General features: G+C 34.4%; 10 protein-coding genes. 6 read left to right on the top strand and 4 right to left on the bottom strand.

Features of this window, described 5'->3' with window-relative positions; genetic code table 11:
- Positions 1-1,112 precede the first annotated feature (1,112 nt).
- The 6 genes from cdd (at position 1,113) to Q0845_RS23390 (ending at position 7,159) form a co-directional block, all read left to right on the top strand.
- Positions 1,113-1,595, top strand: coding sequence for a cytidine deaminase (gene cdd / locus Q0845_RS23415; protein WP_298518922.1), 483 nt, complete (start codon positions 1,113-1,115; stop codon positions 1,593-1,595).
- Positions 1,596-1,900: 305 nt separating this feature from the next.
- Positions 1,901-2,899, top strand: coding sequence for a pyruvate dehydrogenase (acetyl-transferring) E1 component subunit alpha (gene pdhA, locus Q0845_RS23410; RefSeq protein WP_298518919.1), 999 nt, complete (start codon positions 1,901-1,903; stop codon positions 2,897-2,899).
- A 6-nt stretch (positions 2,900-2,905) separates the two neighbouring features.
- Complete coding sequence (locus tag Q0845_RS23405) at positions 2,906-4,549, top strand: pyruvate dehydrogenase complex dihydrolipoamide acetyltransferase (RefSeq protein WP_298518916.1); 1,644 nt, start codon at positions 2,906-2,908, stop codon at positions 4,547-4,549.
- Positions 4,550-4,624: 75 nt separating this feature from the next.
- A complete protein-coding gene (locus tag Q0845_RS23400) occupies positions 4,625-5,572 on the top strand; it encodes a M20/M25/M40 family metallo-hydrolase (RefSeq protein WP_298518911.1) in 948 nt (315 codons plus the stop codon).
- Between the two features lie 132 nt (positions 5,573-5,704).
- Positions 5,705-6,385, top strand: a complete 681-nt coding sequence (locus tag Q0845_RS23395) for an SDR family oxidoreductase (RefSeq protein ID WP_298518907.1) — start codon at positions 5,705-5,707, stop codon at positions 6,383-6,385.
- 102 nt (positions 6,386-6,487) lie between these two features.
- Positions 6,488-7,159, top strand: a complete 672-nt coding sequence (locus Q0845_RS23390) for a YceI family protein (RefSeq protein WP_298518904.1) — start codon at positions 6,488-6,490, stop codon at positions 7,157-7,159.
- A 53-nt stretch (positions 7,160-7,212) separates the two neighbouring features.
- Here Q0845_RS23390 and Q0845_RS23385 read toward each other — a convergent pair whose 3' ends face one another.
- From Q0845_RS23385 to Q0845_RS23370, 4 genes are all read right to left on the bottom strand, one after another.
- The gene (locus tag Q0845_RS23385) at positions 7,213-7,878 is read right to left on the bottom strand and encodes a DUF4386 family protein (RefSeq protein WP_298518901.1); all 666 of its coding nucleotides are present in this window, start codon (positions 7,876-7,878) and stop codon (positions 7,213-7,215) included.
- An 87-nt stretch (positions 7,879-7,965) separates the two neighbouring features.
- Positions 7,966-8,529 (bottom strand): outer membrane beta-barrel protein, encoded by a 564-nt coding sequence (locus tag Q0845_RS23380; RefSeq protein ID WP_298518898.1) that lies wholly within the window; start codon positions 8,527-8,529, stop codon positions 7,966-7,968.
- Positions 8,530-8,665: 136 nt separating this feature from the next.
- The gene (locus tag Q0845_RS23375) at positions 8,666-9,853 is read right to left on the bottom strand and encodes an NAD(P)/FAD-dependent oxidoreductase (RefSeq protein WP_298518895.1); all 1,188 of its coding nucleotides are present in this window, start codon (positions 9,851-9,853) and stop codon (positions 8,666-8,668) included.
- Positions 9,854-9,931: 78 nt separating this feature from the next.
- Positions 9,932-11,065, bottom strand: coding sequence for an AraC family transcriptional regulator (locus Q0845_RS23370; protein ID WP_298518892.1), 1,134 nt, complete (start codon positions 11,063-11,065; stop codon positions 9,932-9,934).
- Positions 11,066-11,139: the final 74 nt, after the last annotated feature.

The following is an 11,139-nucleotide window of genomic DNA, read 5'->3' as shown; positions in this document are numbered from 1 at the left end:
AAACAGATAAACAGATAAACAGATAAACAGATAAACAGATAAACAGATAAACAGATAAACAGATAAACAGATAAACAGATAAACAAAAAGGAAGTCTACATGTTTATAGCTTTAAAAAATTATACTCAGAATAAAAAACAAACAATTCGAGCAAATCACCACAAGAGTAAGAGAGGGAAAACATTCGTGAAATCATGGCAAAACTAAAAGCACTCCACAATCAAGCAAACAAGAAAAGCAAGTCCACAAACAAAATGAGCAATCAAAAGTTCAAGCAAATCACACAAGAGTAAAAAAAACAATTCGTGTATTCATGACAAAATAAAAGTATTCCACAATCAGACAAACAAGAAAAGCAAGTCCATAAAAAAATGAGCAATCAAAAGTTCAAGCAAACCGCACAAGAGTAAAAAACAATTCGTGAATTCGTGACAAAATAAAAGTATTCCATAATCAAACAAACAAGATAAGCAAGTCCACAAAAAAAATGAGCAATCAAGACTTCAAGCAAACCGCACAAGAGTAAAAAACAATTCGTGAATTCGTGACAAAATAAAAGACTCCACAATCAAATAAACAAATAAAACAAATCGACAAAAAACAAATTGACAATCAAAAGTTCAAGCAAATCACACAAGAGCAAAAAAATAATTCGTGAATTCGTGACAAAATAAAAGTACTCCACAATCAAACAAACAAGAAAAGCAAGTCCACAAAAAAAATGGGTAATCAAGACTTCAAGTAAATCACACAAGAGTAAAAAACAATTCGTGAATTCGTGACAAAATAAAAGACTCCACAATCAAATAAAACAAATCAACAAAAAAACAAATTGAGAATCAAAAGTTCAAGCAAATCACACAAGAGTAAAAAAACAATTCGCGACAACAATAAGAACACTCCACAACCCAATAAACAAATAAAACAAATCGACAAAAAAAACAAATCAACAACCAAAAGTTCAAGAACCCAAAAAGCAGAAAAAACAAATCCCAACACCCATCACCCAAAACCTAACACCCGAATTCACTGCAATTCCATAAATAATCACTATATTTCTAGGCTGATTTGATCTGAATAGATCAACACATGATAAAGAAAATAAATTTCACATGCAGGAAATAAAAATCACAGCGACACTTACGTGTTATGATCATATAGAGGAACTTCCTCAAAACATACAAAAACTAATGGAACATGCTGTAGAGGCTCGCAAAAAAGCCTATGCACCATATTCCAAATTTAGAGTAGGCGCAGCGCTACAACTAGAGAATGGAGAGATTGTCACTGGAAGCAATCAAGAAAATGCAGCGTATCCATCTGGATTATGTGCAGAACGCGTTGCTATCTTTCACGCAGGCGCAACATACCCAAATGTCAACATACAACAAATAGCAATCTCTGCGACTTCCGACAATCATATCAATAAAACGCCAATTCCACCATGTGGAGCTTGTAGGCAATCGATCGCGGAATACGAAATGCGTCAAGAAGAAGCTATCGAAATTTACTTTATGGGTGGCGAAGGAAAAATCATGAAGTCCAATTCATTAAAAGATTTATTGCCGTTAGTTTTTGATAAATCGTATCTGTAAAAATTAAAAAAATGAGCAGATTGTTTAAGAAAAAACGATCAAAAACAGGTTTGTTGATAACTTTACTTTTTTCGATAACGTTTTCGAAAGAATAAATCGTGTTAAAAGAGCGATAATTTGTCGCAACATTTTTTCACTTATCATTAAAATAGTATTTTTGTTATTAAACTTGTTTTGACTTTTCAGGAAATCAAAAAAGTCTAAATAAGTTTATTCGTATATCGAACAAACAACTAGAAGTATTAAACCCTAAAAATGGTTTTTACGATTTATAAAAAATCAGAGAACCAACCAATTTGAAATAAATGGAAAAAATCACTAAAGAAGTATACCTCAAGTGGTACGAGGATATGTTATTTTGGAGAAAATTTGAGGATAAACTTGCTGCCGTATATATTCAGCAAAAAGTACGTGGATTTCTTCACTTATACAATGGTCAAGAAGCTGTCTTAGCAGGATCATTACATGCAATGGATTTGTCAAAAGATAAAATGATTACTGCTTACAGGAATCACGTACAACCAATTGGTATGGGCGTTGATCCTAGAAGAGTCATGGCAGAACTATATGGAAAAGCTACCGGAACTTCACAAGGTTTGGGAGGTTCTATGCACATTTTCGCACCAGACAAAGGGTTTTATGGTGGACACGGAATTGTAGGTGGACAAATTCCTTTAGGAGCTGGATTGGCTTTTGCAGATAAATATTTTAAAACAGGTGGCGTAACTCTATGTTATATGGGAGATGGTGCTGTTCGTCAAGGTTCATTACATGAAACGTTTAACATGGCAATGAACTGGAAACTTCCAGTAGTATTTATCTGTGAAAATAACGGATACGCTATGGGAACTTCTGTAGAAAGAACCGCAAACCATACAGACATCTGGAAACTTGGTTCAGGATACGAAATGCCTTGTGGACCTGTAGACGGAATGAATCCAATAAAAGTTGCTGAAGCAGTAAGCGAAGCTGTAGAAAGAGCAAGACGCGGCGATGGACCAACATTTTTAGAAATGAAAACCTATCGTTACAGAGGGCATTCAATGTCTGATGCACAAAAATACAGAACAAAAGACGAAGTTGCTGAATACAAAAAAATAGATCCAATCACACAAGTGAAAGAGGTCATTTTAGAAGAAAAATACGCTACGGAAGATCAAATTGCAGAAATAGACAAGCGTGTGAAAGATTTAGTAAAAGAATGTGAAAAATTCGCTGAAGAATCTCCGTATCCAGACAAAAGCTTAATGTACGATGCAGTGTACGAACAAGAAGATTATCCATTTTTACCTCATAAATTATAATAAAACATGGCAGAAATTATAAACATGCCGAGACTAAGTGACACCATGGAAGAAGGTGTTGTGGCATCATGGCTAAAACAAGTAGGTGATAAAGTTGAAGAAGGTGACATTCTTGCTGAGATTGAAACTGATAAAGCAACAATGGAATTCGAGTCTTTCCATGAAGGAACATTACTTTACATTGGTGTGCAAGAAGGAGAAACGGCACCAGTTGATACCTTATTAGCTATCATTGGTGATGCAGGAGAAAATGTTGACGCTTTGGTAAAAGGTGGAGCAGCTCCAGCAAAAGAAGAAGCACCAAAACAAATAGAAGCAAAATCGGAAGAAGCGCCAAAAGCAACTTCTGAAAAAGTAGAAATGCCAGCAGGAGCTATCGTAGTAACAATGCCACGATTAAGTGATACGATGGAAGAAGGAACCGTTGCTTCTTGGTTAAAGAATGTAGGTGATGTTATTGAAGAAGGAGATATTCTTGCTGAAATTGAAACCGATAAAGCTACAATGGAGTTTGAATCTTTCAATGAAGGAACGCTTCTATATATTGGAGTTAAAGAAGGAGAAACGGCACCAGTTGATAGTATTTTGGCTGTCATTGGAGAAGCAGGAACAGACGTTGATACAGTATTAAAAGCAGCAGCTTTAGGAGAAACAACTTCTAGTGAAAGTGCTCCAGCGGGAAACGAAACAGCAGCAGTAAAAGCAGAAGCGCCAAAAGCAGTTTCTGGAAACGCCTCTTCAAATGGTAGAATCATCGCTTCGCCATTAGCAAAGAAAATAGCAGCAGACAAAGGAATTGATCTTTCGCAAGTACAAGGAAGTGGAGACCATGGACGTATCATAAAACGTGATGTGGAAAACTTTACGCCAGCAGCAGTTGCCGCACCAGCTCCAGTAGCAAAGGCTTCAACTCCTGCACCAGCAGCAAAAGAACCAGTTGCAGTAACACCATTTGTACCAGCAGGAGAAGAAAGCAGCGAAGAAGTGAAAAACTCGCAAATGCGTAAAACAATTGCACGTCGCTTAGGAGAATCAAAATTCTCAGCGCCACATTACTACTTAACGGTAGAATTGGATATGGACAACGCAATTGCTTCTAGAAAAACAATCAACGCTATTCCAGATATCAAAGTATCATTTAACGATTTAATCGTAAAAGCCTGCGCGATGGCATTACGCAAACATCCGCAAGTAAATACGACTTGGAATGATGCAACGACAACATATCACAAACACATTCATGTAGGAGTAGCGGTAGCGGTTGATGAAGGATTGTTAGTACCTGTATTAAAATTTGCTGACCAAATGAGTTTAACAACTATTGGTGGAAAAGTACGTGAATTGGCAGGAAAAGCGAGAAACAAAAAGATTTCTCCAGCAGAAATGGAAGGAAGTACTTTTACAATCTCAAACTTAGGAATGTTTGGAATCTTAGAATTTACTTCGATTATCAATCAGCCAAATTCATCAATTTTATCGGTGGGAACTATTGTGCAAAAACCAGTAGTGAAAAACGGAGAAATTGTGGTAGGAAATACAATGAAAGTAACATTAGCGTGCGATCACAGAACTGTGGACGGCGCAACAGGAGCACAATTTTTACAAACTGTAAAACAGTATGTAGAAAATCCTGTGACAATGTTAGCATAATCATAAATCACATCAAAAATCCCACGCGAGTGGGATTTTTTGTTTACATTCATCATCAATCAAAAAACAGCAATCATGAAACATTTTAAAAATATATTCGCAATCTGTCTAATTTCAGCATTTGTCTTTTCGTGTAAAACCAAAGATGTTGTAATAGCATCACAAGAAATAGATGATATTGTTACCTATTTAGCTTCGGACGAATTGGAAGGAAGAGATACCGGAAGTGAAGGAATTGAAAAAGCAGCTACGTATATTGAAAACTACTTTAAAGACTTAGGTGTAAAACCGTATTTTGATACGTATCGCGATAGTTTTACTGTAAAAGGAAAAAATGCCTTTAATGTAGTTGGATATTTAGAAGGAAACGATCCAAACCTAAAAAATGAATTTGTCATCCTAGGAGCGCATTACGATCATATTGGATTTGGAGAAGAAGTAAATGGTGATAAAATTGCCAATGGAGCCAATGACAATGCTGCTGGTGTTGGAACGGTAATGACGATGGCAAGATATTTTGCAAAGACAAAAAGCAACAAAAGAAGCATCTTATTCACGTTATTTTCTGCGGAAGAAAAAGGATTGCTAGGTTCAAAATATTTGGCAGAAACGCTAAAAAAGGAGAATCTGAACTTATATATCATGCTCAACTTCGAAATGGTTGGTGTTCCGTTAGTAGGCAAAGATTATACAGCGTATGTAACCGGATTTGATAAGACAAATTTGGCAGAAAAGATGAACGAATATGCAGGAAAGAAAATTGCAGGATTCTTTGCAAAAGCAGAAGAATTTAGATTGTTCATGCGATCAGATAACTATCCGTTTTTTAAAGAATTCAATGTGCCATGTCAAACTTTTTGCACCTTCGATTTCACCAACTTTGAACACTATCATAAAGTAGGAGATGAAGCAGATATTATGGATTTTGATCATATGGCAAACTTCATTAATACATACATTCCTGCAGTACGAAAAGCTGTAAATGCAGATACAAAAGAAATCAAAATGAATTCTTCGAAGTAATTTTTTAATTTGAAGATTATCTGATTTGATAATTTAGATCAAAACGTCACTTCGAGTGTCTTGAACTTGTTTCAAGATGTATCGAGAAGTGCTTTGAAGTTAATTGACTATAACACTCCACAGAAAAACAAAATGAAAAACGTCATCATCACAGGAACGAGTAGAGGAATTGGTTTTGAACTCGTACATTTATTTGCCAACGCAGGATATAATGTATTGGCATTATCTAGAAACGAAAAGCCGATTTCAAATCTCACCTATGATAATATTACCTCTTTTGCGTTTGATTTAAGCAAACCAGAAGATTATGGTCGAGTTACTGAATTTGTGAAAGACAATTGGGGACAAGTTGATATTGTAATTCACAATGCAGGTTCACTACTCAATCGACCATTTGCAGAAACGACCATGGAAGATTTTGAGTGGATTTACAAAGTAAATGTATTTGGTGTTGCCGAATTAAGCCGCGTATTATTGCCGTTTATGGTTTCGGGAAGTCATGTTGTTACTATTAGTTCTATGGGTGGAATTCAGGGAAGTATGAAGTTTCCAGGATTGGCAGCCTATAGCTCTTCTAAAGGCGCTGTAATCACTTTGGTAGAATTGCTAGCAGAAGAACACAAAGAACAAGGAATTGCGTTCAATGTATTGGCTTTAGGCGCAGTACAGACTGAAATGTTAGAAGAAGCTTTTCCAGGTTACAAAGCACCATTAACAGCTTTAGAAATGGCAGAATATATTTACGATTTTTCACTCAACGGAAACAAATACTACAACGGAAAAATAATGCAGGTTTCGAGTTCTACACCTTGATATTGAGAGTGTAAATACGCTTTTTGACACTTTTTTTACATTTGATTGACATATTTTATGGCAAACTCATTCTATATTCGTAGAAATGTAAAAAATAAAATCATGAAGAACATCAAAAATATTGTATTGCCATTACTAATATTAACAATTATATTAGTGGCTAGCGGTTATGCTAAAAATGATTTAGATGCTTCAAAAAAAGAAAATCTTCAAAAAGTAGAAAATAAGGGAAATCAAACTATAAATCTATTTGTCACACATGGACATTGCAGCACGCCATTTGCGGGTGTTGTAAATGATTTAAAAGTAGAAATGATTCCTTCAAATGATGATGAAGGAAATCCTATGGAGAACCTGCAAATTGCCTTTGAAGTAGATCCAAATACATTTAATGTTTGTAGATCAGAAGAATTAACTCAGAGCATTAGAAGACCCGGATTATTTGTAGGAGAGCAGAACGAAAAAATCACGTTTAAATCTACGAATGTCTATACAATGGGATTGGATTGGTATCAAGTAAACGGTAAAATGTCTATCAAAGGAATTGAAAAAGATGTGAAATTTTTTGTGACTGGTATTAGAGACGCAAATGAAAGAATAGCAAGTTCATTAGTATTAAGTGGTCAAATAAATTTATTAGATTGGGGAATTGATTATGATAAAATTGTCAGTGGGAAATCAGATGCTGTACCTACAAAATGGTTGTATTTAAACATGCAAATAGATGCTGCTTATTACCAAAGTCCATTCGTAACTGTGGAAATGAAACAATAGTTTATAGCGAGAATAAATAATAAATATGACACGTTAGAAGCTCAATGGCAACGTTAATCTTCTAAAGCGACTATTGGTTTTCGAATCATCACAATTCCAATCCACATAAACCAAACAATTTGACTAATTCCAAAGATTTCTGTAAAAATATCTAATGGATATACCGTTAAGATTCCAGCTATTCCAACAACAATTCCCAAGAAAGACAAAGGTTTTGAAAATAATTTTCCTTTTAGAGAAACGATACTGATCAATAAAACCCAAATTCCACCGACAATTTCATTACCGCCGCCAAGTCCTTCCGTAACAATACTAATGCTAGACCAAACTAACATCGCATCTTCAGGAGCTTTCATTCCAGTTTCTACCACATGATGTAAGCCAATATTAGAAATCATTCCACTGGCAATGACAAGCACAACCCAAATCATACCAAAAGCAGCGATTACTTTCGAAAAGTCTGCAGCATAATTTTTGAAGCGTTTATAAATCGCAAGTACTAAAACCACTAACAAAATCCCAAAGAGTACATAACTCATCAGATTTAAAATGGACAATATAAAATAGTTGTCAGATAGAAAGTGTACTTCATCTAAAGCACTGGCATTCGCATCTGGAAATACTAAAATTCCACCATAAAAAATAAAAGCAATGATATAAATGAATGCTTCCGCAATAGCGCTAACACCACCAATTTTTTGTAACCTTTTTGAATCCATAATGTCCCTTCTTTATACGAGCAAGACGAGCGGATTTGAGTTTTGTTACAAGGTTTATAATGTCTTAGAAAGTGTATGAGTAAAAAACTAATTCAACGGAAACGCCACACCAAAAGTAAAAGCACCTGAAACTTGCTCAGCAGTTGGATGCACAAAGTACGTAAGCGAAACATCTATATTGTGTTTACGTCCGATTTCTAATCCAACAGAAATTGGAATATGATACAGTGCGCCACTTTTTTCAATATTAGTAGTATTCGTAATGGTTTCAAACTTCCCAAAAGACATTCCAATACCAGCTTCAAGATACGGGGCAACCCAAGGAATTGGTGCTGTTATTCTTGCTTTTCCACCAATCAAAAAAGCATTAGCATCAGATTTAAATCCAGCTTCGTTTGCAGCATTATCTTCTTCGTCACTACTTGCTAAAATAAAACCTGCATATGGACGAATATCCAACCAATTGTAGAATTCCATTATATATTCACCCTGAGCAAAAAAGCCACTACCATTTACTTCGACATCATCATAAGGTGTACTAATTCCGTAACCAACAGACGCTTTTATGGAACGTTTGGTATCTGATTGTGCATAGGTTGAATAGAAAGTGAATAATCCTAAAAGGGTAAGAATGTATACGTTTTTTTTCATGTTAAATTGTATGTAAATTGATAAATAAGGTTGTTTTTTAGTACTGTAAGAATGCTTAATTAAAAGTACTATTTTATGTGCAAATAAAAAAGGAAACTACGAATAGCTTCCTTTGTATATCTGTTTTTACTATTTACTAATCTACCAACACTTCACTAACCGCATCGCGTGCAGAACGTACTGCATTATGTACAGCGCTCCAATCGTCTTCTTGTGTATACGCATCGCCTGCAAAATAAACTTTATTACTGATAGAACTTGCTAAAGTTGTAGATATGCTAGAAGGCGCATTGTCTGCTAAATATGCAGCGCCAATAAAAGGATCATCATTCCAGTTTTGTACAATATGATTTACATAGTTTTGAGTAGCCGCACCATTAAATACAGCGTCAAGTTCGTTTAAAATATAATCGCGTTGTGCATCTCCAGATAAATTTTGATATTGTTCTGCTTGCTGACCAACAGCAAATAATCCCAAAATGTTTTTCGTTGAATTTTGTCCATAAGCAGCATCGTAATAAATGCGTTGTCCAGCAGCAGTTTCACTATCAGCAAAACTCAAAAACACAGGATAAAACTCCTCGGTAAATTCTAGAAACACTTTAATTCCGCCCCAAATCGGTGCATTTTGAATTGCCTGTTGTTTTGCATTTGACAAAGCAGGCGTAAAATTGATGCGGTTGTTTTGTAAAATTTTCAAAGGAACAGCAACAATAACTTTATCAGCTTCATAGCTTTCTCCTCCATTAGTCATTACCGTTACATTGGCATCTTGATAATTAATACTCGTAACTTCTGTATTAAACACAAACTTTGATTGAATGCTAGGTACAATATACGTTTCAAAAAAATCGAGCCAGCTACTACCAATAAATTTCTGATCTATATACGTTCCCCAACTTGCCAAGGTGTCTGTACTGTAGTTTCCATTTTCAAAATAACCAATAACATCACTTCCTTGATAACCTTGTGTAACTGTGGTAATATTTACAGAATCGTCATTCACAATGGCTGGTAATTCTGAGGAAGCTACATGCAGCCATTCGCCTCCTAACGAGATTGGAAAATCAGCAAATGTAGTATTGTGTTTTATTCTGCCTCCGTAAGTTGGTGCAGCTTCTAATATTTCAAAATCGATTCCTTGTTGCGCTAACAAGTAGGCAGAAGCCATTCCAGCAGGACCAGCACCAATAATAAGTACTTTGCCAGTAAAATTAGCAGTTATTGTTTCTGTATCATCACTACTGCAAGAAGCTAAAATTGATTGAAATGGTAATGAAATTCCGAGAAGGCCACAAGCTTTTATAAAATCTTTTCGTGTCATAAATGTATTACTTTTATCCAAAGATGCTTTTTTATACTTTTTGAAAGTATGAATACATTAAAAGTGTGGATTGTTGTACTATAAATGCTTCTTTTTATAGGCAGAAGGTGTTTGTTTTGTCATTTTTTTAAAGACCGCATTAAAGGTCGATTTTGATTTAAAGCCACTTTCCAAAGCAATGCTCAAAATATCATAGTGTGCATAATTATGATCAAGTAATTTCTTTTTTACAGCTTCTACACGATAAAAATTTATAAACTCAAAAAAACTCTTCTTTTCTTTTTTATTAATGATTTGAGAAAGATAACCGCTGCTTAATTGTAACTCTTTTGTTAAATCATCGAGTGTCAATTCTACATTTTCATACAAACGTTTTTCCTCAATCAATTTTAGCAACTCAGTATAATATGTATCTGTTTTTACAGATAATTTTTTCTGATTCTTTTCTTTAGATATTTTTTTTGACGAAAAAGGAATAATTTCAAACAAATGATATTGCTGAATCACAAAATAACCGATCGAGAATAATAAAATAACCATTCCGATGATAACATATATATAAGTGCTTTCATAAGAATACCCAAATAACCATCTCATACAACTAATCCACCATAAAAGCAGTAATACAGCAAAAACAACTAAAAAGTTGAACAACCATGATAAGCTTTTTCGATCTATCGTAGAATAATTAAACGTAATAAATTTTTGATAGTTTCTAACTTTATATATAGTAATTGGTAATAAAAATAAAGATGTAACTAAACCGACAAATTCTTCTGCAAACGGTAAAATTTCAAGTGCTATTGCTGCAATTTTTGAAGTATAAAATTCTTCCAAAGGAATATACAGTAAACTCAAAAATGCTTGAAGAAGTAACGGCAATATCCACCATTTTTCCCAAGATTTCAGTGTATGCTTAGGATGAATTAAATAAGTCACAAAAAAATACAAGCCAATCGGAATTGCCGAACTTAAATAAATTGGAATCAATTGTATCAACTCTGTAACTTCTTCCTGTAAGCCGATATATGAGATAAATTCATAAAAGAGTAAAAGTGACACACCCAAAAGTGATAAAGCTAAAAAACGATTTGCTTTTGCATTCAGTCTTTTATTAAAAAATAATAAAGATGCCAGCACAACTCCATGCGCAAAAGCTATTAAAAGCAATGCGCTCATAAAACCATCATAGAACTCTGTGTCTGTTGACATAATGTATTTTAGAATTTTCTTCTCTAAAAATAAGATAAAAAAGAATGCGTTTAAAAATCATCCAAACTAAAAAA

Source organism: uncultured Kordia sp. (genome assembly GCF_947489565.1).
Lineage (GTDB): Bacteria > Bacteroidota > Bacteroidia > Flavobacteriales > Flavobacteriaceae > Kordia.
The sequence above is the reverse complement of the archived record's forward strand: the minus strand, read 5'-3'. Positions and strand labels throughout refer to the sequence as shown.

Bases quoted from the DNA above. Each gene is read 5' to 3' on its own strand.
- Q0845_RS23385 (WP_298518901.1), bottom strand. From the start codon at position 7,878: ATGGATTCAAAAAGGTTACAAAAAATTGGTGGTGTTAGCGCTATTGCG.
- Q0845_RS23400 (WP_298518911.1), top strand. From the start codon at position 4,625: ATGAAACATTTTAAAAATATATTCGCAATCTGTCTAATTTCAGCATTT.
- Q0845_RS23380 (WP_298518898.1), bottom strand. From the start codon at position 8,529: ATGAAAAAAAACGTATACATTCTTACCCTTTTAGGATTATTCACTTTC.
- pdhA (WP_298518919.1), top strand. From the start codon at position 1,901: ATGGAAAAAATCACTAAAGAAGTATACCTCAAGTGGTACGAGGATATG.
- cdd (WP_298518922.1), top strand. From the start codon at position 1,113: ATGCAGGAAATAAAAATCACAGCGACACTTACGTGTTATGATCATATA.
- Q0845_RS23405 (WP_298518916.1), top strand. From the start codon at position 2,906: ATGGCAGAAATTATAAACATGCCGAGACTAAGTGACACCATGGAAGAA.
- Q0845_RS23370 (WP_298518892.1), bottom strand. From the start codon at position 11,065: ATGTCAACAGACACAGAGTTCTATGATGGTTTTATGAGCGCATTGCTT.
- Q0845_RS23390 (WP_298518904.1), top strand. From the start codon at position 6,488: ATGAAGAACATCAAAAATATTGTATTGCCATTACTAATATTAACAATT.
- Q0845_RS23395 (WP_298518907.1), top strand. From the start codon at position 5,705: ATGAAAAACGTCATCATCACAGGAACGAGTAGAGGAATTGGTTTTGAA.
- Q0845_RS23375 (WP_298518895.1), bottom strand. From the start codon at position 9,853: ATGACACGAAAAGATTTTATAAAAGCTTGTGGCCTTCTCGGAATTTCA.